This is a genomic window from Streptomyces sannanensis (assembly GCF_039536205.1).
Classification (GTDB): Bacteria; Actinomycetota; Actinomycetes; order Streptomycetales; family Streptomycetaceae; genus Streptomyces; species Streptomyces sannanensis.
In genome coordinates this window covers 7,087,324-7,112,949 of sequence record NZ_BAAAYL010000001.1, presented here as the reverse complement: position 1 = coordinate 7,112,949, position 25,626 = coordinate 7,087,324, and the positions used below count along the sequence as shown (strand labels likewise).

At 66.6% G+C, this 25,626-nt stretch carries 19 protein-coding genes and 1 pseudogene; 11 read left to right on the top strand and 9 right to left on the bottom strand.

The features are described from left to right. The first annotated feature begins 55 nt into the window (after window positions 1–55). Window positions 56–241 (top strand): hypothetical protein, encoded by a 186-nt coding sequence (locus tag ABD858_RS33150; RefSeq protein ID WP_345033925.1) that lies wholly within the window; start codon window positions 56–58, stop codon window positions 239–241. 90 nt (window positions 242–331) lie between these two features. After that, a complete protein-coding gene (locus tag ABD858_RS33145; protein WP_345033927.1) occupies window positions 332–2,239 on the top strand; it encodes a LamG-like jellyroll fold domain-containing protein in 1,908 nt (635 codons plus the stop codon). A gap of 175 nt (window positions 2,240–2,414) precedes the next feature. Here the strand turns inward: ABD858_RS33145 and ABD858_RS33140 are convergent, their stop codons facing one another. After that, window positions 2,415–3,629, bottom strand: a complete 1,215-nt coding sequence (locus tag ABD858_RS33140; protein ID WP_345033928.1) for an RNA-guided endonuclease InsQ/TnpB family protein — start codon at window positions 3,627–3,629, stop codon at window positions 2,415–2,417. 393 nt (window positions 3,630–4,022) lie between these two features. Here ABD858_RS33140 and qcrB point away from each other — a divergent pair, with 393 nt between their 5' ends. After that, entirely contained in the window at window positions 4,023–5,696 is a 1,674-nt protein-coding gene (gene qcrB / locus ABD858_RS33135; protein ID WP_345033929.1) for a cytochrome bc1 complex cytochrome b subunit, read from the top strand. A 14-nt stretch (window positions 5,697–5,710) separates the two neighbouring features. Here qcrB and ctaF read toward each other — a convergent pair whose 3' ends face one another. From ctaF to ABD858_RS33120, 3 genes are all read right to left on the bottom strand, one after another. Beyond that, the gene (ctaF, locus tag ABD858_RS33130) at window positions 5,711–6,097 is read right to left on the bottom strand and encodes an aa3-type cytochrome oxidase subunit IV (RefSeq protein WP_345033931.1); all 387 of its coding nucleotides are present in this window, start codon (window positions 6,095–6,097) and stop codon (window positions 5,711–5,713) included. A 3-nt stretch (window positions 6,098–6,100) separates the two neighbouring features. Beyond that, complete coding sequence (gene ctaD / locus ABD858_RS33125) at window positions 6,101–7,807, bottom strand: aa3-type cytochrome oxidase subunit I (RefSeq protein ID WP_345033932.1); 1,707 nt, start codon at window positions 7,805–7,807, stop codon at window positions 6,101–6,103. Between the two features lie 315 nt (window positions 7,808–8,122). Further along, the gene (locus ABD858_RS33120; protein ID WP_345033933.1) at window positions 8,123–9,451 is read right to left on the bottom strand and encodes an aspartate aminotransferase family protein; all 1,329 of its coding nucleotides are present in this window, start codon (window positions 9,449–9,451) and stop codon (window positions 8,123–8,125) included. 87 nt (window positions 9,452–9,538) lie between these two features. Between ABD858_RS33120 and ABD858_RS33115 the strand changes: the two genes are divergently transcribed. Together ABD858_RS33115 and ABD858_RS33110 are read left to right on the top strand one after the other, a co-directional pair. Then, on the top strand, window positions 9,539–10,447 hold the full coding sequence (locus ABD858_RS33115; RefSeq protein ID WP_345033934.1) for a LysR family transcriptional regulator: 909 nt from the start codon (window positions 9,539–9,541) through the stop codon (window positions 10,445–10,447). 1,284 nt (window positions 10,448–11,731) lie between these two features. Further along, on the top strand, window positions 11,732–12,973 hold the full coding sequence (locus ABD858_RS33110) for a phosphatase PAP2 family protein (RefSeq protein ID WP_345033936.1): 1,242 nt from the start codon (window positions 11,732–11,734) through the stop codon (window positions 12,971–12,973). A gap of 360 nt (window positions 12,974–13,333) precedes the next feature. On the opposite strand, the gene ABD858_RS33105 is transcribed toward ABD858_RS33110, so the two are convergent. From ABD858_RS33105 to ABD858_RS33090, 4 genes are all read right to left on the bottom strand, one after another. Then, window positions 13,334–14,791 (bottom strand): hypothetical protein, encoded by a 1,458-nt coding sequence (locus ABD858_RS33105; protein WP_345033937.1) that lies wholly within the window; start codon window positions 14,789–14,791, stop codon window positions 13,334–13,336. A gap of 11 nt (window positions 14,792–14,802) precedes the next feature. Next, complete coding sequence (hypF, locus tag ABD858_RS33100; protein ID WP_345033938.1) at window positions 14,803–17,112, bottom strand: carbamoyltransferase HypF; 2,310 nt, start codon at window positions 17,110–17,112, stop codon at window positions 14,803–14,805. Next, on the bottom strand, window positions 17,112–18,080 hold the full coding sequence (gene hypE, locus ABD858_RS33095) for a hydrogenase expression/formation protein HypE (protein WP_345033939.1): 969 nt from the start codon (window positions 18,078–18,080) through the stop codon (window positions 17,112–17,114). Before hypE ends, hypF begins: the two co-directional genes overlap by 1 nt. A 78-nt stretch (window positions 18,081–18,158) precedes the next feature. Next, entirely contained in the window at window positions 18,159–18,875 is a 717-nt protein-coding gene (locus ABD858_RS33090; protein ID WP_345033941.1) for a DUF3865 domain-containing protein, read from the bottom strand. Between the two features lie 259 nt (window positions 18,876–19,134). Between ABD858_RS33090 and ABD858_RS33085 the strand changes: the two genes are divergently transcribed. The 5 genes from ABD858_RS33085 to ABD858_RS33065 all read left to right on the top strand — a co-directional run bounded on the left by ABD858_RS33085 (window position 19,135) and on the right by ABD858_RS33065 (window position 24,003). Then, window positions 19,135–19,719 carry a cysteine hydrolase family protein gene (locus tag ABD858_RS33085; RefSeq protein ID WP_345033943.1) on the top strand — a complete coding sequence of 195 codons (585 nt, stop codon included), beginning with the start codon at window positions 19,135–19,137 and terminating at the stop codon, window positions 19,717–19,719. Between the two features lie 34 nt (window positions 19,720–19,753). Continuing rightward, complete coding sequence (locus ABD858_RS33080; RefSeq protein WP_345033945.1) at window positions 19,754–20,668, top strand: arginase family protein; 915 nt, start codon at window positions 19,754–19,756, stop codon at window positions 20,666–20,668. Between the two features lie 62 nt (window positions 20,669–20,730). Then, window positions 20,731–21,291 (top strand): nitroreductase family protein, encoded by a 561-nt coding sequence (locus ABD858_RS33075; RefSeq protein WP_345044191.1) that lies wholly within the window; start codon window positions 20,731–20,733, stop codon window positions 21,289–21,291. A 23-nt stretch (window positions 21,292–21,314) separates the two neighbouring features. Continuing rightward, window positions 21,315–22,634: an ATP-grasp domain-containing protein gene (locus tag ABD858_RS33070; protein ID WP_345033947.1), complete on the top strand. Its 1,320-nt coding sequence runs from the start codon at window positions 21,315–21,317 to the stop codon at window positions 22,632–22,634. 184 nt (window positions 22,635–22,818) lie between these two features. Then, a complete protein-coding gene (locus ABD858_RS33065) occupies window positions 22,819–24,003 on the top strand; it encodes an MFS transporter (protein ID WP_345044194.1) in 1,185 nt (394 codons plus the stop codon). Between the two features lie 21 nt (window positions 24,004–24,024). On the opposite strand, the pseudogene ABD858_RS33060 reads toward ABD858_RS33065, so the two are convergent. Further along, window positions 24,025–24,430 (bottom strand): annotated as a pseudogene (locus ABD858_RS33060) (transposase); the annotation flags it as partial. 112 nt (window positions 24,431–24,542) lie between these two features. On the opposite strand from ABD858_RS33060, the gene ABD858_RS33055 reads away from it, so the two are divergent. Beyond that, window positions 24,543–25,586, top strand: coding sequence for a LacI family DNA-binding transcriptional regulator (locus tag ABD858_RS33055; RefSeq protein WP_345033949.1), 1,044 nt, complete (start codon window positions 24,543–24,545; stop codon window positions 25,584–25,586). The last annotated feature ends 40 nt before the right edge of the window (window positions 25,587–25,626 follow it).

Genomic DNA, 25,626 nt, shown 5'->3' with positions numbered 1-25,626 from the left:
GGCACCACGATTGCCTCCCTCGCATACCGTCAACGGGTTCAGCGTGGCAGCCGCGGTGACGACAAGCGACGCCGCGCGCTGCCTGCGGGTCACCAAGAACCGGCTGGTCGCAGCCAGTCCTCCGGCAGCCGTACTCGAGCCCTTCGGCGTAAAGGCCGCGACCGGGATTCCCAAGGCACCTCTCGACCGCGACCGGCCCAATCACACCATTCGTCGGCTTCCCGCGCTGCTGTTCATGTGATCTTCCGCAGACGTCGACGCAACCACTCCCGTTTACTCCGTGCACGAAACCTACGGTGTGCGTGCTCATCCCGGAGATACGGAGACGTACATGTGCAGCCCGCACCACAAGCCTGACGGCCCACAACTGGGCACCAGCCGCCGATCGCTTCTGCGCAACGCAGGGCTGGTGGGCGCCGGAGCCGTGGCCGCCGGCGTGATCGGGACGCCGACCGCCGCCGCGGCTCCCTTGCTGCCGCCCGGCGCCGAAGCCCGGAGCGCGGAGCCCGGTCGTGGACGGCCCGATCCCGACAGCCCCCGGTTCACGCTGGTGGTGATGCCCGACACCCAGTACCTCTTCGACGGTCAGAGCATCCACCCCGAGCCGATCGAGGCGTCCTTCCGCTACATCCTCGACAACTCCGCGGACGAGAACATCGTCTTCATGTCGCACCTCGGCGACCTCACCCAGAACGGCCAGAAGAACGAGTTCGACGCGATCAGCAAGGCCTTCGAGCTGCTGGACCACAGTGACGTGGGCTACAGCGTGCTCGCGGGCAACCACGACGTCGGCTCGGGCGGCAACGACCAGCGTGGCAACACTCCGTACCGGGACGCCTTCGGCCCCCAGCGCTTCCGCAAGGCACGTACCTTCGGCGGCGCCAGCCCCGACGGCTACAACACCTACCACCTGTTCCGGGCCGCCGGCCGGGAGTGGCTGGTGCTCGCCCTGGACTGGCGGCTCTCCGCGGCCGGCTTCGCCTGGGCGCAGAACGTGATCGCGCAGCATCCCGGGACTCCGGTCATCCTGACGACGCATGAACTCGTCTACGCGAACAAACCCGGTGACGAGGCCCAGCTCTCCGGCTACGGCCGACAGCTGTGGGACAAACTGATCGCGGGCAACGATCAGATCTTCCTCACCCTGAACGGGCACTACTGGCCCGCAGGGCGGACGACCCGACGGAACGACGTCGGCAACGACGTCCACCTCCACATCACCAACTACCAGAACCGCTACTACGGCGGCGCCGCCATGATCCGGCTCTACCGGTTCGACCTGGCTCGGAACACCATCGATGTCGAGACCATCTCTCCGTGGGTCATGGGTCAGGCCGGTAGCCGGCTCAACGCCCTGGAGCGCCAGGAGATCGAACTCACCGGCGACCAGGACCGTTTCTCCGTCCCGATCGACTTCGAACAGCGGTTCTCCGGCTTCGCGCCCGTGCCGGCGCGCGCGGCGCGCCCGGCGAGTCGGATGCTGATCCCCGGCACGGTGGCGTACTGGCGCTTCGACAGCGCCCAGCAGGACGGCTCACCGCTGTCCGACTCCGAGCGGGTCACCGATCTGAGCGGCCATGGAAACGACCTGGTCAAGGCGACGGTCCCGGGGAGCCCTGCCGACGCTCTCACCTGGTCCGCCGAGTTCCACCCCGACCAGCCGGGGCACGGCAGCATCTTCTTCACCGGGCACCAGAACCCGCTGCAGGGCGCCTACCTGCAGACGGTCCCGCAGGCTCCGCTGAACCAGGCCACCTTCGCCTCCGGCTACACCATCGAGGCGTTCTTCAAGCTGCCCGCCGACTGGAACAGCCGCAACAACGCCTGGGCCGCCCTGCTCAGCCGGTGGGGCATGAGCGGCGAGGCGAAGAAGACCGGCGGCGACCCCGAGGAGCCGGTGGCCACGCTCAGCCTCTCCGGTGGCCGGGAGCTGCAGTGGGCGATGTACCCGCTGAACCGGGACGACTCGGTCACCAACTGGGGCCACGAACTCCCGCTCGACAGGTGGTGGCACGTGGCCGTGGTCAACGACGGCCGCCACACCACTATGTACGTCGACGGCTGCCCGGTGGTACGCAACCCCTCCACGGTGGCGAACGGCATCACCACTCTCGGCATGCCCTGGCTGCTCGGCGGCTACGAGTACGGCGGCAAGCTCGACCAGGTCCTGCACGCCTTCGTCGGCGACGTCCGCATCGTCGACCGGGCCCTGCCCGTCGGCGCCTTCATGACGGCCTGATCGGATCGTCCGTGTGCTCCCGGCGAGGTCGCCGGGAGCACACCGCGTCAGCCCCGCCCGGCCAGGCTCTCTCGAGGGCGGTGACACCGTTGAGCGTGCCGACATGCTGCGGCCAGAACTCGGCATCACGCGCTGCCTGGTCTTACGTGCGCTCCGCAGGCGTTTACCGCCGCCGTTACCGGCGTCGGGCCCCAGGTCCTGGGGTGGATGGTGCTGCCGCCGCGAGGATGCGGCGGCCTTCGTATCGGACGTTCTTGCCCGCGTTGAAGTCCCGGTCGTGCCGGGTGCCGCAGTTCGGGCACGTCCACTGCCGGACGTCGAGCGGCTTGGGTCCGTCGCGGTGTCCGCAGGCGGAACATATCTGAGAGCTGGGGAAGCCCCGGGCGACTTTGGCGAAGGAGCGTCCGCGCCGGATCGCCTTGTACTCGCAGAACATCACGAACTGTGCCCAGCCCGCGTCGTGCACGCTCTTGGCCAGTCGGGTACGCGCCAGTCCACACACGTTCAGGGTCTCGGTGAAGACGGCTTGGTTCTCGCTCGTCAGCTTGTGAGACCACTGGTGATGGAAGTTGCGGCGCGCATCCGCCACGGCGGCGTGTGCGCGGGCGACCCTGATCCGGGCCTTGTCCCGGTTGCTGCTGCCCTTCTTCTTCCGCGACAGCTCACGCTGCCGCTTCTTCAGCTTCTTCTCCGCCCGGCGCAGGTACTTCGGCGAGGCGATGTGCGAGCCGTCCGCGAGCACGGCAAACCGGGTCAGGCCCAGGTCGATGCCCTGGTCGCCGTCGGTGGGCGGGAGGATGTCGGCGGCGGGGTCGGTCTCCACGACGAAGCTCGCCCAGTACCGGCCGGAACGGTCCTTGACCAGCGTCACCGAGCTGGGTTCGGACGGCAGATCACGGGTCCACTTCACCTTGAGGCCGCCGATTTTCGGCAACCTCAGCTTGCCGTCCTCGGTGATCGACCACCGGTCGGAGCGGGTGAACCGGGCAGCCTGCCGGTTGTCCTTGCGGGACTTGAACCTCGGCGGGGCAACCTTCGGTCCCTTCCGCTTGCCGGTCTTGGAGTCCTCGTGCGCCTTCCACGCCGCGTCCAGATCCCGGAGGGTCTGCTGGAGTACGCCGACCGGCGCATCGATGAGGAACACCCGCTCGGGGGTCTTCTTCGCCTCGGTGATCAGCGTCTTGGCCAGGTCCGGGCTCTTCGGCACCAACTGGTACGGGCCGTGGGCGAGCCGGTCCTTCGGATTCCCGAGCAGCTTGTTCGACGCCTTGACCGGCTTGATCCGGGCCAACGCGTCGTTCCAGACCACACGCCTGCACCCGAACACCCTGGCCGCGCGAATGCGCTGACCGGGCGTCGGGTAGACGCGGAACTGGTAACGAAGCTGCACGACGACCACCCTATGCGGCGGGTCTGACAACACGGCACGTCCGCTCTAACCTGCTGGTCAGAGCAGTATTGAGAAGCGATTCCCTACCGGGCTGAAGCCTGGTACTCCCTCGCTAGAACCTGGTGGCGCTCGTACAGATCGGCGGCGATACCCAGCACGATTTTCTCGACTGGTCGGCAAAGACACTCCTGCCCGCCCTCCAGGCGGCGTTCTGAGCGCCGCCGACCGATCTGCCTCCGAGCCCGGGGCGAGCGCACCGCCGACGAAATCGAACAACGCCGACGCACCATGCCCATATCGGCACTGATTGATTCCGCGAGCTGCTGGTTACCCATATCGGCGAATCGAGCCGCCCGCAGACGGCGGTACGGGAGTCGACGGGAGAACGGGCGCATGCTCTTTCGGAAGCGGCGGGAACGACTGAAGGCCCAGGCCGGGCAGGCGGCGGTCGACGGCTTCAGCGCGCTGGACGGACGAATGCCCGCCGCGGAACTCGCCAGGCAGGTGCTGCGCAAGGCCTTCCCGGATCACTGGTCCTTTCTGCTCGGCGAAATCGCGCTGTACAGCTTCGCAGTGCTGCTACTGACAGGCACGTTCCTGACGCTGTTCTTCGACCCCGGAATGGTGGAAACGGTCTACCACGGCCCGTACACCCCACTGAACGGCGCGCTCATGACGCAGGCATACACATCCACGCTCAACATCAGCTTCGCGGTGCGCGGCGGCCTGCTGATCCGCCAGATCCATCACTGGGCCGCGCTGATCTTCATCTCCGCCATCGCCGTCCATATGCTGCGGATCTTCTTCACCGGCGCGTTCCGCAAGCCGCGGGAGGTGAACTGGGTCATCGGGGTGACACTGTTCCTGCTCGCCCTGCTGGAGGGATTCACCGGCTACTCCCTACCCGACGATCTCCTGTCCGGAACCGGCCTGCGGACGGCAGCCACCATTGTCGGGTCCATCCCGGTCGTGGGTACCGAGCTGGAGATGTTCGCCTTCGGAGGAGAGTTTCCGGGGTATGCCATCATTCCCCGCCTGTTTATCGTTCACGTACTCTTCGTCCCCGGAATTCTTGTCGCGCTGATCGCCGCACACCTCGTCCTGGTCGTCTATCTCAAGCACACTCAATGGGCCGCGCAGGGCCGCACGAACCGCAACGTCGTGGGCCAGCCGATGTTCCCGCAGTTCACCGCGAAGTCCACCGGCTTCTTCCTCATGGTGTTCGGCGTTCTGGCTTTTCTGGGCGCCGTCGCACAGATCAATCCCGTATGGAAGTACGGCCCTTATCAAGCCGACCAGGTCTCCACCGATGCGCAGCCGGACTGGTACGTCGGATTCCTCGAGGGCGCCCTGCGGCTCATGCCGCCCTGGGAGACAGATGTCGCCGGACACACCATCATGTGGAACGTCTTTCTCCCGGCCGTCGTCCTGCCGGCGATCGTGTTCCTGGTGCTGTTCCTCTACCCCTTTGTCGAGAAGTGGGTGACGGGCGACGGCCGTGAACACCATCTGTGCGACCGGCCGCGCAATCGCCCGACCCGTACGGGGCTGGGCGTCGCCGCCGTGGTGTTCTACGCGGTGCTCCTCCTCGCCGGCGGCAATGACGTCACCGCGTTCTCGTTCCATGTCTCGGTCGGTGCCCTGACATGGATCCTGAGGATCGCGCTCATCGTGGCCCCGGTGCTGGCCTTCGCCGTCACCAAGCGGCTCTGCCTCGCCCTGCAGGCGCACGACCGCCGGCTCCTGACCGAGGGAGAGGAGAGCGGCCTGGTGATCCAGACGCCTTTCGGCGGACTCTCGGGGGGGCGCCGCCCGCTGCCCGCGCCGCACCGCTACCGCGCCCTCGTGCGCGAACTTCCCCAGCCCCTGGAGCTGCCCGCAGAAGGTCCCGTCACCCGTCGGCAGCGGCTGAGGTCTGCCCTGAGCAGCTGGTACTACAGCGACCGCGTGGAGCTGCCCGTCACCGAGGAGCAGCAGGCGGAGATCGAGGCCCGCATCGCGCCGCCACCGGAGCCGGAGCCGAGGGCGGCGCCGGGGCCGGAGCCGACCGGGGACAGGCAGGAGTGACGCCTCGGCCGGGGTCAGTCGTGACCGAGGAACTCGAAGGCCATTCCGGCCACTCCCCCCGCAACGATGCCGACGCCGATCACTGCGAGCCACAGCCCGAAGACGACACCCAGCGCGAGCACGGCGGCGCCGAAGGCGGTGCATACAGGAAGGACACTGTGCGGGGGGAAGAAGTCCACCGGCCCTGCCCGGTCATGTACTTCCCCGTTCTTGCGGTCTTCGGGCCGCAGGCCCCGTCTGCGATAGGTCACCGCGAAGAAGTACGAGACCAGCGTCGCCATGAGGAAGGCAACGGTCAGTGCCGCCGTACCGGCCGGATCCCTGGACCACGCGGCGTACAGCACGTCTGTCACGAGAAAGAACCATGCCACTCCGGCAAAGAGCCAGGCTTCTGTTCTCACGCGTCACACCCCTCGTTCGTCGGGAGTTGCCGGGCCGCCACGACCGATGATCGGCGCCCTCTCCGCCACGTCCGGATGGTTGAGATCGAAGGCCGGCGAGTCGGAGCGCACGCGCGGCAAGGCCTTGAAGTTGTGCCGCGGCGGAGGGCAGGACGTCGCCCACTCCAGGGAACGGCCGTAGCCCCATGGGTCGTCGACCTCGACGTCGGGCGGGCGGCTCATGGTGCGCCAGACATTGTGCAGAAACGGCAGGGTGGACAGGCCGAGCAGGAAGGATCCGATGGACGAGAGGGTGTTCAGTGTGGTCCACCCGTCCGAGGCGAGATAGTCGGCGTAACGACGGGGCATGCCCGCCTCACCCAGGTAGTGCTGGACCAGAAACGTCAGCTGGAATCCGACGAAAAGCGTCCAGAAGTGAATACGCCCAAGACGTTCGTCGAGCATACGACCAGTCCATTTGGGCCACCAGAAATAGAAACCACCGAACATGGAGAATACCACTGTCCCGAAGAGGACGTAATGCAGATGAGCCACGATGAAGTACGAGTCGGTGAGGTGGAAGTCCAGGGGCGGTGAGGCGATCAGCACTCCGCTGAGTCCGCCGAGCAGAAAGGTGACGAGGAATCCCAACGACCAGAGCATCGGCGTCTCGAAGGAGATGCTCCCGTGCCACATGGTGCCGATCCAGTTGAAGAACTTCACTCCCGTCGGCACGGCGATGATGAATGACATGAGGGAGAAGAACGGCAGCAGGACCGCCCCCGTGGCGAACATGTGATGAGCCCACACCACCGCCGAGAGGACGGTGATGGTGATGGTGGCACCGACCATTCCGACATATCCGAACAGCGGTTTCCGACTGAACACCGGGATGATCTCGGTCACGACCCCGAAGAACGGCAGGGCCACGATATAGACCTCCGGGTGACCGAAGAACCAGAACATGTGCTGCCACAGAATCGCCCCGCCGTTGGCGGAGTCATAGACATGGGCCCCGAATTTCCGGTCGGCCTCCAGGGCCAGCAGCGCGGCAGCCAGCACCGGGAACGCCAGCAGGGCAAGGATGGAGGTGAACAGCACGTTCCAGGTGAAGAGCGGCATCCGGAACATGGTCATCCCCGGGGCGCGCAGACACACGATCGTGGCGGTGAAATTCACCGCTCCCAGCGTGGTGCTGACTCCGGAGAGCACCAGCCCCATGGTCCACAGGTCCCCGCCGGCGCCGGGTGTGAAGACCGCGCTGTTCAGCGGCGCGTACGCGAACCAGCCGAAGGACGCGGCGCCTCCGGGGACGACGAACCCGGAAACCACGATCAAGCCGCCGAAGAGGAAAAGCCAGTAGGTGAGCGCGTTGAGGCGCGGAAAGGCGACATCCGGCGCACCGATCTGGAGTGGCATCACGGCGTTCGCGAATCCGGCGAACATGGGTGTCGCGAACAGCAGCATCATGACGGTGCCGTGCACGGTGAAAAGCTGGTTGTACTGGTAGGCGCTGACGACCTGCAGCCCCGGCCGGGCGAGTTCCGCGCGCATCAGCATGGCCAGTACACCAGCCAGCAGAAAGAAGCCGAACGCGGTAACCATGTAGAGGTTGCCGATGACCTTGTGGTCAGTCGTCGTCAGCCATCCTCTGATCCTGATGCCCGCGCTGATCCGCCTGTTGGTGACCGCTTCCCTCGGCTGCGCGATTTCCCGCTGATCCTGCCCCATCGGTCCTCCGTCCGTCAGGCCGACATCCTTCCGATGGTCGAGGCATGAGCAGGTCCGGCTCGCGCGACGAGCGGACGACGCTCCGCGATTTCACCAATTCACCGCGCAGCGGTGACCTGCTCAGCGGTATCACCCGCTCACCACCACCTCGTCCGCCCAGGTGCGCCGAACGACGTCTTCCTCCCGCGAGTGGCTGTCGATGCCGGTCAGCCAGTCGAGGCGGCCGGACGCCTCCGGGACCGAGGACGCTCATGAGTTCGACGTCCAGCGCACTCGCGCAGCGCGTCGGTGTCCCCGTCCGTCAGGGACGGGTGATCAGAGAACGGCGCAGGCGTCGCCGATCGCCTCGTCCAGAATCGTCAAGCCGAGCGAGAGCTCGTCCTCGGTGGCGGTCAGCGGCGGTGCGATCCGGAAGACTCCGCCCATGCCGGGGAGTTGGACGATGTTCATATGCAGGCCGAGTTGTAGGCAGCGCCGGGTGACCCGCGCGCCCAGCGCGTCCGAGCTCTGCTTCGTCTCTCGGTCGACGACGAGTTCGAGCCCGGCCAGCAGGCCCCGGCCGCGGATGTCACCGACGACCTCGTGGCGCCCGGCGATGTCCACCAGACCCTGGCGCAGGAACGCGCCGAGCGATCGTGCCCGCTCATCGAGCTTGTCGCCGGTCAGGACGTCGAGGACGGTGTTGCCGACCGCGGCCACCAGCGGGTCGGCGACGTGCGTGGTGAAGAACAGGAACCCTCGCTCGTACGCCTCCTGCTCGATCTCGGCGCTGGTGACCACGGCCGCGAGGGGCAGTCCCGCACCAAGCGTCTTGGACAGCGTGAGGATGTCGGGGACAACGCCATCGCGCTCGAACGCGTACCAGGTCCCAGTGCGGCACAGTCCGGTCTGGGCCTCGTCGAGGATCAGCAGCATGCCGCGTTCCCGGCACTTGTCCTGCAGAGCCGCGAAATACCCGGCCGGCGGCTCGATGATTCCGCCCGAGCTGAGAATCGGTTCGACGAGGCACGCGGCCAGACTGCCGGTCGACTGGGCGTCGATCAGGTCGAAGGCGAAGTCCAGCTGGCGGCGCCAGTCCAGCGAGCCGTCGGCCGCGGTGAAGTCGGGCCGGTACACGTTCGGCACGGGGATGGCGAAGTTGCCCGGCGCGCCCGGGCCGTAACCCTTGCGCCCCGCGCTGTAGGTGGCGGACGCGGCGGCCTGCGTCATCCCGTGCCAGGACCGCGCGAACGAAACGATCTCGTGCCTGCCGGTGACGAGCTTGGCCATCCGGATCGCGGCTTCGTTGGACTCGGCTCCGGTCGTCAGCAGCAGCGCCTTCTCCAGCGGCGCGGGCAACGTGTCGGCAAGCCGCCGGGACAGGTCGACCACCGGACGGCTGAGCATGCCGCTGTAGAGGTGGTCGAGGGTCGCGACCTGCCGCTGGACGGTCGCGACGATCTCCGGGTGCGAGTGGCCGAGGATCGCGCTCATCTGGCCGGAGGTGAAGTCGAGGATCTTCCGGCCGTCCGCGGTGAACAGGAAACTGCCGGCGGCGCGGTCGATGATCTCCCGGGTGAACTCGCCACCGTAGCGGACGAGGTGCCTCTCGGCATCGGCCCAGAAGGTTTCAGTGGACGGCGGGGCGGTAGTCGAAGCAGCCATGTCTGTGACGGTAAGTCGCCCTCGAGTGACACGTCCATCTCACAATTCCGGCTGTCCTGTTCGGTAAAACCGCACAAGAATGACGGCATGATGAACCCCTGGAGGCTCCGGCTGCTGAGCCAGCTGGACACGCTGGGCACCGTCCGGGCGGTCGCCCAGGCCGCCAATCTGAGCCCGTCGAGTGTGTCTCAGCAGCTCGCCGTGCTCGAGGCCGAGACGCGCACACAGCTCCTTGAACGAACGGGACGCCGGGTGCGGCTGACCTCGGCCGGGCTGATCCTCGCGCGTCGGGCGCGGGCCATCCTCGATCACATGGACAGCGTTGAGACGGAGCTGCGCGGATTCGGCGATGAACCGGCCGGGCTGGTGCGGCTGGGGGCGTTCCAGAGCGCGATCCACTCCATGGCGGTGCCGGCGGTGACCCGGCTGGTGCGCGAGTATCCGCATCTCGAGATCGAGCTGCTTGAGCTGGAGCCGCACGAGAGCGTGCCCGCGCTGCGGGTCGGCGACGCGGACATCGTCATCACAACCACGGACTTCGACGAGCTGCCGTTGGGGCCGGACCTCGACCTCGTACCGCTGGCCAAGGACCCGATCTTGCTGGTGGTACCGCCCGAGCATCCCGCGGCCGGGCGCGGGGCCGCGGACCTTGCGGCCTACGCGGACGAACCGTGGGCGTTCGACATGCCACAGTCGTACATGGCGAATCTCACCCAACGGCTTTGCCGTCAGTCGGGGTTCGAGCCGCAGGTGGTGTGCCGGTTCAGCAATTACATGATGACCCTGCAGCATGTCGAGGCCGGGCTGTCGATCGCACTGCTGCCCGGCCTGGCGGTCGACCGCCGTTACCGCGTCGTCACCAGGGAACTCGCGACTCCATTGACCCGCACGATCACGGCGGCAATCCGCCGCGGCTCGCCACCCCGAGCGGCGGTGCGCGCCATGCTGGACGCGCTGCGCCACTTTCCGGACCTACCACTTTCGGGTCGTGAGTGAGAGAGCGAGTCGCTCGCGGCCTGTCTCGACGGATCGAACCGGAGGGAGATCCTCGTCGCGCAGGGCAATCTCACGGGCATCGCCCGTGCCGTGCTGCCCGACCGGAACGAGGGGCTGGCCAGTGCTGTGACCGGAAAGGTTTGCCGGAAGCTCGCGACTCCCCCAGCTACCTCCCCCAGCTACCGCTTAGGATGCCCCCCGATGTGCCCCCAGGTGCGGTGCATCGCAAGGCGGAGCGTCGCAGCTCGTACTCGGCCGTACTCGCGCGATGCGACAACGCCGCGAGGTGCCGTGCCTGGGGGCACCCCCAGCGGTAGCTGGGGGAACGTCGCGAGCCGGTGAACCATTCCGGTCACCGCACTTAGGCGAGCTGCGCTCGGACACCGCGCCCCGGGTCGCAGCTGGGCCCCGAAGGGGCAGACCCCGGTGGTGAAGGTCAACGGCAAGCGCCTGCGCGTGAACATCATGTCCGCCATCGCCTGCCGCGGAGCCCTGTGGTTCACCGTGCCGAGACGGCGCGACGCGCAGGGCAGAGCGTCGCCGCACTTCAGCGCTGCTACGCCAAGGTGCTGGACGGCGAAGAGGCGAAGACGAGCGCGCTCATGGCTTCGCACGGCCACGCGCTGCGTGTGGGATCTCATCTCGCCTTTCATGCGGCAGCGCTGTGCCCTGCGGTGCGAGAGGGTTGTCTCACGATGGCCGACGACTTGTGTCTCACCAGGGCACCCGGTTCCTCCGAGGGCGCTTCGAGCCCCGTCGCCTGATCGCCGGTTCAGACCTGTTGTGCAGCGCCCGGTCGGGGCGCGGCGAAACTGAGTCGGTAGCGGGGCAGAACGCGGCCATTGACCGGGAAGCCGCGTGCTTTTCAGCGTCTTGACGGTATGTCAGCATCCCGCCCAGCTGCCGGTTCACGGGTGCATACGCTTGAGAGCCCACTGGGCAGCCTGCGATGCCCTCAATGCCCGCCAGGCATCGAGAGTTTCACGGTCATCCCCGAGACGCTGGACCATCGAGCGCAGGACCGACCGGCCTTCGCAGCCCTGCGGCGCCCAGCGAAACCCACCCGCACCACCCCGCTAGCATGTTCGAACTCGCGATGATCACGTTCATCGCCCGTCCTTCAACGGAAAATAACCAACATCTAGCAAATCGGCCAAATAATTGACATCTATAGCATCGCGGGTGTTTTCGCGAATAAGCTCCAGAATTACGTTCGCCGCGTGGCGTCAGCCACGGGCGATACTGTGGGCCACGGCGGGTGTGGTGGCCCTCGGGTTCCTCATCATGCTGGAGATCGCCGCACGTCGCTACGGCGTACCGGGGCCGATCACCAACCAGGCGAAAGAGGTGATATTCGCCCCCAAATCGGGGCCACTGTTGTACGCCAGTATGGCGTTGATGATGGTGGTGCTCCCCTGGCGGCAACGGTTCATCGCGGCTGGTGTCGCGATCGGCATCGACATCGCCTTCTTTCTGGTGCGGTGGGCGGTCGACGCCAAGATGATGTTCGGCAACGGCGCGTTGTGGGTGGTTTTGGGCTATGCGGTCATCGCTGTCACGCGCCGCACCGGCCGGGAACGTGTCCTGCTGCTGAAGGGCGTCGGGCTGGCCCTGCTGCTGGTGGCCGGCCGCAAGACCGGCGATACCTGGCTACTCATCACGTCGAAGACCCGCCCGGCGGTGCTCGACCAGTACGTGGCAACCGCCGATCACGCGCTGGGCAACCCGTCGTGGCTGGTAGGCCGGATTGTCAGGGCCACCGGTCCGATCGGCGCCCACGTTCTCGACTACGTCTACGTTCAGCTTGCGGTGGCCGCGGTCATCGTCACGCTGTACCAGCTGCGTAACGTGGCGGTCGAGCGCCGCTTCCCACGCCATCATCTGGTGCGCACGTTCCTGGTGATCGGCCTCCTCGGGCCGGGCATCTACATGATCTTCCCGGTGGTCGGGCCGATCTTCGCCTACGGCACCGGCGCCTACGGCACTGGCGGGGAGCACTGGGCGCTGGCCAACCTGTGGCCGGACACGCCGCCGCCGATCATTGCGCCGCACCACATGCTGTTCGACGAGATCACCCCACGCAACTGCATGCCCAGCCTGCACACGGCGTGGGCTACCGCGCTCTTCATTCATTCCCGCAAGGGCCCACGGATTCTGCAATTCTTCGGCGTGTTCTGGCTGATTACCACGCTCGGCGCAACGCTGGGCTTCGGCTACCACTACGGCGCGGATCTCATTGCCGGCGTGGTGTTCACGCTCACGATCGAGGCAGCCTTGCGCTCGCTCGCACGCGGCTGGGACCGGTCAGCAACCCAGCTGGTCGCTTACGGCGCAACCGTCTTCGTTGCGCTCTTGATGTCATACCGCTTTCTGTCGATGGAGATGGCCGAACATCCTTGGGTGTTCGGACCACTTCTCATACTGGCGATGACCTCAGTGATCTACGGCTACGTACGGACCACCAAATCACGGGAACCGAAGGCCACATCAGCGAGGCAACCGGAACCGCAACCCGAACTGGCTTGAGTCATGCTGTGGATGGCACCGTCAACGGGGAGGTCATGACGATTCGCAGCGGGGAGTGCGGGCAGCCTCGCCTACCGTACGAAGGGCAGTCTCGTGGCTTGCTCCGTCGCCGCGGGCGCGGAGCGGGATGCTGTAGCTGTGGGGCCACCGCGCCATGCTCGTGGCGCCCATACCCCGCTCGCGGGCGAGGTCGGGCCGCAGCGCGGGGGGCCGCGCCATGGGCGGCTTCAGCTCCGCGCCCGGAGTGCGGGACTTGCCGTCCCGCAGACCTGCTGACGGTCTCAATCTCAGCGAGAGCACAATCGTGCTCACCCTCGTTAGCCCGACACCGACAGTTCGGACGAGGTCGTCACCGCGCAGTCACACCCATCCATGGATGATTGTTGCTGCCTCGTCGAAGCCAATTCGTTCAGTCAGTTGCTTCTCCTTCGGAATGTACGAGTTAGAGAACAAGTCGTACACACCACTCGAGCCAACGGACAGCAGGTCTTTGAGTGGAGCGCTCAGCGCGGTCTTCATGTAGCTCTCAGACATGCCGCCCATGCTGAAGACATCAGCCGCGTAGAGCGTCCGCACCGCGTCTCCCGAACGCCCGAAGAACATCGGCGTTCCCGCGATCAGACCCGCTGTGTCGACCTGCGCGACGAGGCTCGCCTCGGAGGCGTACCCGTGCCGCTCAAGGAGCGCGGTCCAGCCTTCCTTCAGCTGGGTGGTGTAGACGAGCGAACCCGGCCCCACCAGGGGTTTGACCCCCGCGTACAGCAGGACGCTCATGCACAGCGCGACAGACGGGATGATCTCCTCGCGCTCCAGATGGTCACGGATGGCGGCAGGCTCCAGGGGCACCTTGAGGTCCTTGAAGCGCGGGTCCGCCGGTACCAGGTCCGATCCGTCGACGAACAGGCGGAGCAGTTCGGGTCGGCCGGGGTACTTGCGCCAGAAGAAGTGAGTGCCCTTGCCGGCGGCCTCGTCCCAGGCAACCACGATGCCTCGGAAGGCATCCAGGACGTGCTGCCGGAATTCCGCGTCAAAGAGCGCAGCGGAGAGGAAGTTCTCCCCTGCGAGCAGCTCAACGAGGCACTCTCGCGCCACATCCTCGGAGTTGGCGTAGAGCAACTCCGGAACGTCTCGACGGAGTTCCTGTGAGAACAGCATCGGCCAGGTACGCCGCAGCGCGACAGCGAGCTGGTCGCGGTGGCGGTTAGTGTGCGAGTAGTCGAGGCCGTTGAGGAGGCCCTGGTACTCGATCAGGAAGGCTTGGTCGTCCGACTTGAAGCGTTCCCAGCGCTTGAGTGCGCGCAGCCGTTCAACGAAGTCGAAGGACCGGACGCTCGTGTAGTACATCGCATCACGGTGTTCCTTCGCTTTGAAGTAGGGGATCGCCTCCCCGCGAAACTGGAAGCCGTTGCGCATGTAATGGTTACTCGGTGGCACGTTGCTGCACGAAAACGTAACGATCGGCCGCCGACCGCCGCCTCCCACCAGCCTGTCCGCGTTGGCGATGATGTTGGTCCCCAACAGCAGCGGGTGGTTCAGCAGCTGGTGGTGATCCACGATATTGATCGCACGCACGTCACTCGCGTCCACGGAGACCTCCGCTGCGGCTGGCCCGAACGCCTGCCGTAGCACCTGCCGGACGGCGCGCGCGACAGCTTCCTGCCGGTCGGCGTGCACCGGGCCGACGCGGGCCGGCTGAAGTCCTGCCGCGTACTCACCCAGGGGCCTGTCGATCTCAAAATACGGTGCCATGCTGGGCACGTACTGCCGGATCTGCCCGACGATGGCGTCGAGGCTCCCCCTGACCCGCTTTTCGTCCATGTCCGCCTTCGTCATGAGTTGGCCCGGGCGGCGGCGACCATAGCCTGTCCTGCGGAGAGCCCGCCGTCATTGGTGGGGATACGGCTGTGGGTGTGCACGCTGAGTCCGGCCTGGGTCAGCTCCTGTTCGGCCCTGACCAGGAGGTGCTGGTTCAGGAACACACCGCCGCTGAGGACGACGTCCTTCAGCCCGCTGGTGAGCGACAGGCGCAGGCAGATCTCCACCACCGCACGAACCACGCTCTCGTGAAACGTCCGGCTCACCTGCGCCGCAGAGCTGCCGCGGTCGGAGACATCCGACAGGAGCGCCTCCAGCCATGGCCTGTGGTCGATGACGAGGCGGCCGTCCTCATCCTGCAGCCGCAACGGCCAGGGCTCCGCCGGGGTGTGATCCCAGGCGATGAGCTGTTCGAGCTCGATGGCCGCCTGCCCCTCGTAGCCCACCTGCTCGCACACGCCGAGCAGGGCGGAGTAGGCGTCGAACAACCGACCCATGCTGGAGGTCTCCGGCGCGTTGATGCCTCGTGCGGCCATCTTCATGAGGACACCGACCTCGAAGGGATCCCGCCGCTGAAGGAGGTCGAGCGGCAGGGCCGCGGCGTCGGCGCCGAAATGCTGCGCCAGGAGGCCGATGGCGACCCGGGCGGGCTCTCGCACGGCCTTGTCGCCACCCGGCAGCCGGAAGCGCGCCAGGTGCGCCTTCCGCTCGAAGCCGCGGTAGTCGCCGATCAGGAACTCACCTCCCCAGATCGTGCCGTCGGTGCCGTAGCCGGTGCCGTCGAATACGACTCCTATCACAGGCCGGTCCAGTCCGTTGTCCGCCATGCAGGAGGCCATGTGGGCATGGTGGTGCTGGACGGCCACCAGCTGCACGTCCTGGCAGGAGGCGGCGTAGCGGGTGCTGTGGAAGTCGGGATGCAGGTCATGGGCGACGTACTTCGGCGTCATACCAAACATGGCGCGCAGGTGCGCGATCGTATCGGCGAAGAACTGCTGGTTGCCCAGGGTCTTGAGGTCACCGATGTGCTGGCTGACGTAGAGGTTGTCGCCGCTGCCGAGGCACACGGTGTTCTTGAGTTCCGCGCCGAGTGCCAGGACGGGCGGCACCGGGAAGGGAGTCGGCACAGGGTCAGGGACGTAGCCACGGGCGCGTCGCACGAAGGCGACCTTCGGGTCGACCGTACTGTGCACGACGCGGGCGATCGAATCGTCCACGCGCGTGTGGATCTCGCGGTCGTGCACGAGGAAGGCATCGGCAAGGCTCTGCAGACTGTGCAGCGCCTCGTCCTCGGTGCAGGCCATCGGCTCGTCCGGTGCGTTGGCGCTGGTCGCGATCAGTACCGGGCCGACGGCATGGAGGAGGAGGTGTTGCAACGGCGTGGCCGGCAGCATGAACCCCAGCGTGGTGGAGCCTGGTGCCACGTCAGGTGAGAGTCCGCTGTCCGGCCGGGCCTGAAGCAGCACGATCGGGCGTCCGGGTGACTCCAGGAGCCGCCGCTCCTGATCGTCGATCACGGCGTACTCGGCGACTGTCGCACTGTCACGCGCGAGCAGTGCGAAGGGTTTGCTGCTGCGCTCCTTGCGCGCCCGCAGCTCGGTCACTGCGGAACGGCTGCAAGGATCAGCCATCAGCTGGTAGCCGCCGAGTGCCTTGACCGCCAGGATGCGCCCGTCTCGAAGCATCTCGGCGGCCACGGACACTGGATCGGACGTGCCGACCTTGGAGCCGTCCGGCAGCAACAGCCGTACCTGCGGGCCGCACGACCGGCATGCGTTGGGCTGGGCGTGGAACCGCCGGTCCGCGGGCGACTCGTACTCACCCTGGCACTCCGGACACATGGCGAAGTCCGCCATGGTGGTCTTCGGTCGGTCGTAAGGGAGGCCACGGATGATGCTGTATCGCGGTCCGCAGTTGGTGCAGTTGAGTAGGGGGTAGCGGTGGCGCCGGTCGTCCGGGTCGAAGAGCTCCTTCGCGCAGTCGGCGCACACGTAGCTGTCCGGGGTGACCAGAGCTCCGGCCCCTCCGTCCGACTCGCTGTGTCGAATGGTGAACGAGGAGGTCCAGTCGCGCACCGGCTCCTCGGCGACCATGGTGCAGGAATCGATGCGGGCCAGGTCGGGAAGCCGCTTCAACAGCTCCTCGCCGAATATGTCGGCCTCTTCACGCGGTCCTTCGATGCAGATCGTGACGCCCCGGGTGTCGTTGCGCACCCAGCCACCCAGCATGTGCTGGGTGGCCAGGCGGTACACATAGGGCCGGAAGCCCACGCCCTGCACGAAGCCGGCCACCTCAAGGGTCCTGCGTACCGCCTCGGCCGCCATCAGCAGAGCCTCGGCAACTGGGCTCCGTACAACAGTTCAACGGTGGAGACACGGCCGTCTACGTCGACCATCCGGACGGTGCCTGCCTCGGCGGTGACGACCTGCCCGACCACCGCGGCCTGCGCGCACTCCGGGTGGGCGTGCAGGGCCTTGAGGGCCGCCTCTGCCTGCTCGGCCGCGACAACCAGGCAGAGGTTTCCCTCGTTGGCGAGGTACATCACGTCGACACCGAGCATGTCCGCCGCCATGGCCGTCTCCGGCCGGATCGGCAGGGCCGATGCGTCCAGTTCGATGGTAATGGCCGACGCCTGGGCGAACTCGTTGACGACCGTGCCGAGTCCGCCGCGGGTGATATCCCGGATGCAGCGCACACCGTCACCGCAGGTGTCGAGGACATCCGCGACGACATGGCTGAGCACCGCACAGTCGCTGTGAACGCGCCGCTCGAATCCCAGTCCCTCTCGCATGGAGAGGATGTGGATGCTGTGGTCGCCGAGGAAGCCCGTGACGATGACCTGGTCACCGGTCTGGAGTGTCCGACTGGACAGCGTGAACGGGCGCTCGAGCATTCCCACACCAGTGGTGTTGAGGAAGATTCCGTCTGCCTCTCCTCGCCGGACGACCTTGGTGTCGCCGGCCACGATCTTCACATCTGCCACCCTGGCAGCATCCCTGACGGAGCGTAGGATTCGGCGGAAGTCTTCGAGCTCGAAGCCTTCCTCCAGTACGACAGCCAAGGTCAGGTAAAGCGGCCGCGCACCACTCACCGCGAGATCGTTGACCGTGCCGGCTATAGCGATCTTGCCGATGTCGCCGTTGCCGAAGAAGATCGGGTCAACCACGAACGAGTCGGTCGTCATTGCTATTCGCATGCTGGGGAGCTCCAGCAGTGCGCTGTCCTCCATCTCACCGATGTAGGTGTCGCCAAGTATCCCGGCGATGGTCCCCGAGATGAGCTCTTGGCTCATCCCGCCACCGGCTCCATGGTCAAGGACGACCTTGTCTGTCACGTGCCAACCTCTCCTACTCGCGGCGTTGTGGTCTGTTCAGACAGCGGTGCCTGCGGGCTCGGCAAGGGCTTTGTCGAGGAGGGCGTCCCACCAGACCTGCATGACCTCGATCGCGTCCAGGCCACCCTGCCGGACCTCCCCTCGATCGATCGCCTCGCCCTCGGGGAACTCGACACCAGTCTGGTCGAGGTCCACGAACGCAGCCAGGCCATCCTTGTGGCCCTGCTCCACCCCGTCCTCCAGGTGGATGTCGTGGAAGCGCTTGATCAGGCTGCCCTCGTAAGTGAAGCCTCGACGGTCACAGATCTCGCGGCAGATCTCGAAGAAGACCTCGTGCTCGAAGATCGCAGCGGTCTCGGTCGCGTACAGCGCGCCCAGCGCCCGCGACGGATTCGGGGCACACAGCGCCTTGACCTCGGCCAGGAACTTGGTGGTGGCGGGGAACTCCACCCGCTTGTCCATATCGGTGCCGACGTTCAGCATGCCCTGCTTGTACATCGGGGCGTGGCCGTCCTCCTCGTCCACGTTCCGCTGCAGCTCCACCGAAACGCCCGGCTCGGCGAGCGTCTTGGTGCACTCCACTGCTGCCTGCAGCAGGCCACAGTTCGCGAAGGAGAACTGGTAGTGCTCCATGATCAGCCAGTCCAGCGACTCCGTGCTGGCGGTGGGCAGGTGGTTCAGGAGCTTGCTCTTCACCGCGCTGGTGAACGCGTCGTTCCGCTCGTCGATCTCTACCGACAGACGCTCAGTCATGGCGTGCCTCTGTTTCTCGCTGGAACGAAGGAAGGATCAGGGCGTCAACAGGCCGACGTGGGAGCCGGATTGGCCAGCCAGCTCGGGCCCCGACGTCCAGGAGGCTAGTCATACGCATGAAGATCCGACAAGCAGTCAACCTGGGCTGGATTTAGCCATGTTCACGATGCGACCCATTGCAGACCCTCATACGTATGACTAGCCTCCTGGGTTGTCTGGTGCCCGCTCTTGGCGTCCTCATCCTCACAACGGAAGTGACATGTCCCGATACGCGATCCTGACCAACGATCTGCAACGCGATCTGGTCGACAAGAACGAGCAGCGCAAAGCCAACGTGGAGCGGATGACTCCGGACTTCACGCGGTTCCTCTCGGAGATGCGGGAGCTGAACGTCCCAGTCATCCACCTGCAGCTGATCTATGACGAGGGCGACAAGAAGATCGAGCTCCACGATGGCCGCATCCCGGTGCTGCGGGGCACGCCCGGGGCGGAGCTGCTACCGGAGTTCGTGCATCCGTCGGACGTCATCATGGAGAAGAAGAAGGACAGCGGCTTCTTTGAGACGAAGCTTCACGAGTACCTTGAGGAGCACGGAATTGACACCGTGATCATCACGGGGATGCAGGCCCAGGTGTGCATCCAGACCACCGCGGCCGACGCACATTTCCGCGGCTACAACGTGATCGTCCCCTCGGACGGTGTCGTCTCGACGCGTGACGAGGACCGGGTCAGGGCGCTCGAGTGGCTCGCCTCGTACTGCGCAGTGGTAGTTCCGATGACGGACGTGGTCGCCCGCATCCGGGACAAGGCCGGCTTCGACTTCTCCGTCCAGGCGCTGGCGTAACCGGGCGCGGACCAGCAGGGAGGGAGAAGCTTCAGTGCAGGACCTGACGGAGCCGGGTGCTCGGGTCTGGAACGGCCTGGCCGTTCCTCGCGGCTCGGCGGACTCGCCAGACGTGGTCGTCATCGGGGTGCCCTTCGAGGGCGGAGCGGGCGGTGCGGGGGGTGCGTCACTGGGCCCCGGTCGGGTCCGCGAGCTGTCGAGTCGGCTGAAGACGACCGACCGGCGCGGCCACGACGCCTCCGGCCTGCGGCTGCTCGACCTCGGGGATGTCGAGACCTGGCGCTTCGACCTCACCCGGTCGATCGACTATGTCGGAGAGGTCTACCGGTCGGTGTTCCGCGAGGTCACCGCGCCCGTGCTGACCTTCGGCGGTGACCACTCGATCACCTACCCGATCGTCTGCGGCGCCGCACAGGGCCGGCAATTGGGGCTGGTCTGGTTCGACGCCCATCCGGACGTGCTCGATGGCTACCAGGGCTCCACGATCTCGCACGGCTCCCCGCTGCGGCGGATCGTCGAAGAGGGCGCCGTCGAGCCGGAGAACGTGCTACTTGTGGGCACCCGCGCCTACGACGCCGGCGAGGTCGAGTTCATTCGCAAGACCGGCATCAATGAGGTGCCGGCGGCGGTCTTCATGGATGACCCAGCTGGCGCCCGGCAAGCGTACCGGCGGCACATCGAGGAGATCTCCGAGCGCGTCGACCAGTTCTACGTCACGGTCGATATCGACGTGTTGGACGCCTCTTGCGTGCCCGGCACCGGAACCCCGGTGGCCGGCGGCATCGGCACAGGCGAGCTTCTCGGCCTGCTGGAGCAGCTCCCGGAGCCCGTACTCGCCTATGACATCGTCGAGTTCGCACCGAGCCACGACGTCGGCGGCATGACCGGTCACGCGGTCATGGCGATCACCACCGCCTTCCTGGCCCGCATCGCCGCCGCGCGCGGCTGACCCGCGACAGCCCACCTCACCCCGGTAGACGGTCACTACCAAGGAGCATTGCATTGGACGCCATGACCGTGGTCCTGACTCGCCGCAGCGTGCAGACACTCATCGAACTGGCGCCCAATGACGCGGAGTTCGCCTATCTGTTAGGCGGCGCGGCTGCCGCTCCAGACCACGGGAGCCTGCGGCCGTGGCGGTGGGTCCCACTGCGCGGCACGGACCGGGAGACGCTTGGTGCCCGCCTGGCGACCGATGTACCGCCGGAACAGCAGGAGCAGATCGTCCGAAAGGTGCTGCGGGCGCCGTTGATGGCGGCGCTGGTCTTCGCTTCCACTCCAGGTCACAAGATCCCGGAGTGGAAGCAGTTGGCCGCCGCAAGTTTCATGGCTTACGGCCTGATGCTGCTTCTGCATGCCCGCGGTTACGGCAGGATCTGGCGCACAGGCCGACTGTGCGAGAGCCGGGCCGTCCGCGAACTGCTGGGCCTGGCGCCGACGGAGCGGCTGCTTGGCTCACTCGACGTCGGCACTCCCGACGGTGCGAAGCCACCAGTTCGCCGGTCGACCGGGGACATCGCCGACCGGGTCTCCGTCTTCGCACCCACGACAGCCATGCACCAACCGGCGTGATCCCGAGTCCGCACATTCCTCCTATGGAGATCACCATGCCTCCCTCCGGCGCGGCCCGGCCGCCCGCCTTCATCCTCTTCACGGACCTCCCCAAGGCCGGTGCCTATCTGGAGGCCATCGCCGCGCGCGGTCTGCGGAGCCTGGTCATCACCGGGCTGCCCCAGTGGCCGTTGGAACAGGTCGCGGTCTCCTACGTCGGTAAGCCGGGACACCCCTTCGAGGCAGTGGAGCAGCTCGAGTTCCTCCCGGCCGAGGATCTCGCAGGGATCCTCGGCCAAGTCACGTCCTGGGCCGCGGACTATGACATCAGGGGCGTCTTCGCCTCGTCCGAGACCTTCGTCGAGCCCGCCGGGCAGACCGCCGACCTCCTCGGGCTCCCCGGAGTCGGGCTCAGGGCCGCGCGAGTATGCCGGAACAAGCATCTCCAGCGGCTCTACCTAGGTGAGTGGAGCCCCGTGTCGGTGCTCTCGAGTAGCTCTCGTGAGACGGTCCTGACGGCCCTCGCCGACCGGTATCCGCTCATCTCCAAACCACTCGACCTCTACTGCAGCATCGGGGTTCGGGTGCTCAGGGACCGGGAAGCCCTCGAGTCGCACCTTGAGGATCTGGCGTCCGCTTCGCCAGTCCTCCTGGAGCAGCGGCTGTCCGGCCGTGAGTTCAGTGTAGAGACCATCGTCGCAGGCGGCTATCCGGTCTTCTCCGCGGTCACCCAGAAGTTGACTAACGAAGACGAGAGCGACTTCTTCGTCGAGATGGGCCACACCCTGCCGGCCTGCAACCTCACCAAGGACGAGGCCGACCGGCTGAAGGAGGCCCAGGCAGCAGTGCTGGCCCGCCTCAACTTCGGCACTGGCATGGCCCACGGCGAGTACCGCGTTCTCCCGGACGGCCAGATCGCGCTGATGGAGATCGCGGCGCGCCCGCCGGGCGACGGGATACTGCACCTTTACCAGCTGGCCACCGGTGCCTCGATCGAGTCTTCAGTGGTCGACGCGGCACTCGGCCTGCCCGTGCACCACCCGGAACCCAGCCGCTGGGCCCGGCAGATCTACTTTGACCACACTCCGGGGAAGCTGGAAGACATAGCCGTCGATGGCCTCGCCGGGGTGGAACCCTTCTGGGTTGTGGACCACGGCCTGTGGCCGGCGGTCGAGCCGGCCAGTCCCGACGCGCCGCCCGGCCTCCGGAAGGTCCTCGTGCTCAAGGCGCGCGGTGCCGAACTGGGGCCGCTGGCTGACTCCTTCGGCCGGGCCGTCACCGCTCTGTTCGACAGCCCCGACCCGGGTCAGCTCGAGCGGTTCGACTCAACGGTCCGTGAAGCCGTCCGCATCACCGTCAGCTAGCCCAGCCGTCAGCACAGCCGCCCGACGAGACCCGGAGCAGGGAGAAGACGAACACGTGGGACTACGGCCCAGCACGACGCATGGCGAGCAGAGCACCACCCCACCGCCAAGTGCCCGGCGGGGGCTCGCCCAGCGAGCACTAGGACACTTCCCGAAGTCGCGGGCGGCCAGAGTTTTCGTCCTCATCGCGTTCGTGGACGCCTTCGGCCGGGGCTTCTTCCTAGCCGGATCGATGCTCTTCTACACCCAGGTGATCGGGCTCAGCACCGCACAGGTCGGCCTCGGGCTCTCGATTGCCGGGCTCTTCGGGGTTGCCTGTGCCATCCCGACCGGATGGCTCGCGGACCGGTTCGGCGACGGCCCTACCCTGATCGCGTTGCAGCTCTGGCGCGCCGCCGCCTTCCTGGTCTATCCCTTCGTGGACGACTTCCACATGTTCCTGGTAGTCGCCTGCCTTGTCGGCGCGGTGGAGCAAGCGGTCGGGCCAATCATCCAGTCGGTGGCCGGCGCGACGGCCGAGGAAGGCTCGCCCGTCGGGGCCATGGCCCTCATCGCGGTGGCTCGGAATGCCGCGTACGCGCTCTCCGCCGTGATCGCCACGGTGGTCATCACCATGGCCAGCTCCGGCACCTACGTCGGCTTCGTACTGGCCAACGCAGCGGCGTTCCTGGCAACTGCGGCACTGCTGCCGCGGCTTCGGCTCCCACGCAGGGGGTCCCGGGAGGCCAAGCAGCCCGGGGGCTCGGGCTCCAAGCTGCTGCCGTTCAAGAACGCGCGGTTCCTGCTGCTCTCGATGGCCAACGGGATCCTCTACCTGCACGTTCCGATCCTGTCGGTGGCGTTCCCGCTCTGGATCGTCACTCACACCGACGCGCCGCGCGGCCTGATCGGCGCCGCCCTGGTGGTGAACACCGTGCTCGCAGTGGCGCTCCAGGTGCGGCTCAGCAAGGGCGGTGACGACATGGCGCACGCCGGTCGTAAGCAGCGGGCCGCGGGACTGATGCTGGCACTCTTCTGCGTCCTGACAGCGGCTACCGCGTCGATGGGCGCGCTTACGGCTGGCCTGCTACTCCTGCTCGCCTCGGTACCACTCACGCTAGGTGAACTGTGGCAGTCAGCCGGCGGATGGGGCATCTCATATCGCCTCTCCCCCGAAGTGCAGCGCACGTACTACCTGAGTGTCTATCAACTTGGTGCCACTGGCATGACCGTGGCGGGGCCGGCACTGCTCTCCATCGCCGTCGTGAACACGGGTGCCACCGGCTGGCTCGGTCTCGGTGCCGTGTTCGCCCTCACCGGCCTGGCAGTACCACTGCTGGCCCGGCCGACCGAGCTCCCAGCCCCGGCCAACACCGCGCCGACCGACTGAGTCGAACCGCGCCGACCGCGAGGCATCGGTGATGGTCATGCCGAGCGAGTACGACAGCCACCGCCCGCGCTTCGCGAGCCAGGCGACGAACTCGTGGGTCCCGCCGCCGGAGTCCGCACGGATCAGCGTCTGTCGGCCGCGCAGGAACCGCTTGGGCATCTGGGCCAGGGCCAGCTTCGTGGCCTCGATGTGGTCAGCGGCGGTGTTGGAGCCCGCCTTGCCGGGCCGCAGCAGGCCCACGACCGGCTCGCCGGACCCGCCCCGGCCGTGGTCGACGAACCCCATCAGCGGGTGGTGTCCGAAGGTCTTCTTCCAGGTCGCGGCGGCGTCCTGCTTCTCGGAGTGCGGCCAGAACGAGGACGCCGTCCAGGTCCACGATCGCCTGCCCGCCGGCGTCCGGCGCCGCTGCACCGGCCAACTTCCAGACGTATTCGCTGGAAGTGTCAAGTAATCACATTTCGGCAGCAACCAAGGTTATCCGCCGCCGAGATGGATGGCCATGAAATCCAAAAGACTAGAATGGCCGCGCACCAAGGAGAGTGAAAGCCAAGGGATTCCAGGCGACAGGCAGAGACATGAATGGAAACGATCGGGCCCGCACCATAACTGCCACCGATGTAGCGCGCGTGGCGGACGTGTCGCAGTCAACGGTTTCGCTGGTCCTCAACGGCAAATGGCAAGGCAGGATCCGCGAGGAGACTGCGCGGCGCGTGATGACAACGGCTGATGACCTGGGTTACCGGATCAACCAGTCCGCCCGGAGTCTGCGGCTCGGGAGCACCGGTACGGTTCTCCTGGTCGTCCCGACACTGGTCAACCCCGTCTTCGCAACCGTCCACGCCGGCGCTGCTCGCGTCGGTGCGCAGAACGGTCTCGGTGTCGTGGTCTTTCCCCTCGGCGCGGAGGACGGCTTCGGCCTGTTCCCTGCGCCGCGGCATGCGCTCGATGGAGTCATCGCCTGCTCGCTGGCAGCCGAGGCCGTCTCCAACCTACGGGCTGGGCTCCCGTTGGTAGTTCTCGACGATGCCCCTACCCCTGGCACCCCGACCGTGACCATGGACACCGGCGGCGGGATGGCGAACGCGCTGGCTCACCTCACGGCACTGGGTCACCAGCGCATTATGCATCTACGGGCCGAGCGCCTCGCTTGGACGTTCACCCGACGGGCAGAGGTGTTCGACCAGTGCACCCTCAGCCACCCGTACGTGATTGCGAATCATCTCTCGTGCTCCTTCATGCCGGCTGAGGTCCGGGATCGGATGGTCCAGGTGCTCTCCGCTTCCAACCGCCCGACAGCTGTCATCTGTGATGATGACAACATGGCCATGGGTGTCTACGCTGCTGCCAGCGCCCTGAATCTGATCATTGGTGAGGATCTTTCCGTCATCGGCTTCAACGATTTGCCAGCAGCAGCCTTGGTCTCGCCACCCCTCACCACCGTCCGGCTACCGCTCGGGGAACTGGGCTCCCGTGGGATGCAGGCTCTCGTCGACCTTCGCAACGGAGCTGTAAACGAGCCAGCCTCACTCCTGACCGAGCTCATCATTCGGAAGTCCGTCGGTCTGGTATCCACGGGTACCTGACCCGAGTCCGACCCCTCATGTGTGGAGCCACCTGCCTGCA

Coding starts and splice junctions, on each gene's coding strand:
- ctaD (WP_345033932.1), bottom strand. CDS start 7,807: ATGGGGCAGGATCAGCGGGAAATCGCGCAGCCGAGGGAAGCGGTCACC.
- hypE (WP_345033939.1), bottom strand. CDS start 18,080: ATGAGCCAAGAGCTCATCTCGGGGACCATCGCCGGGATACTTGGCGAC.
- ABD858_RS33075 (WP_345044191.1), top strand. CDS start 20,731: ATGACCGTGGTCCTGACTCGCCGCAGCGTGCAGACACTCATCGAACTG.
- ABD858_RS33115 (WP_345033934.1), top strand. CDS start 9,539: ATGATGAACCCCTGGAGGCTCCGGCTGCTGAGCCAGCTGGACACGCTG.
- hypF (WP_345033938.1), bottom strand. CDS start 17,112: ATGGCGGCCGAGGCGGTACGCAGGACCCTTGAGGTGGCCGGCTTCGTG.
- ABD858_RS33070 (WP_345033947.1), top strand. CDS start 21,315: ATGGAGATCACCATGCCTCCCTCCGGCGCGGCCCGGCCGCCCGCCTTC.
- ABD858_RS33120 (WP_345033933.1), bottom strand. CDS start 9,451: ATGGCTGCTTCGACTACCGCCCCGCCGTCCACTGAAACCTTCTGGGCC.
- ABD858_RS33085 (WP_345033943.1), top strand. CDS start 19,135: ATGTCCCGATACGCGATCCTGACCAACGATCTGCAACGCGATCTGGTC.
- qcrB (WP_345033929.1), top strand. CDS start 4,023: ATGCTCTTTCGGAAGCGGCGGGAACGACTGAAGGCCCAGGCCGGGCAG.
- ABD858_RS33110 (WP_345033936.1), top strand. CDS start 11,732: ATGCTGGAGATCGCCGCACGTCGCTACGGCGTACCGGGGCCGATCACC.
- ABD858_RS33090 (WP_345033941.1), bottom strand. CDS start 18,875: ATGACTGAGCGTCTGTCGGTAGAGATCGACGAGCGGAACGACGCGTTC.
- ABD858_RS33105 (WP_345033937.1), bottom strand. CDS start 14,791: ATGGACGAAAAGCGGGTCAGGGGGAGCCTCGACGCCATCGTCGGGCAG.
- ABD858_RS33145 (WP_345033927.1), top strand. CDS start 332: ATGTGCAGCCCGCACCACAAGCCTGACGGCCCACAACTGGGCACCAGC.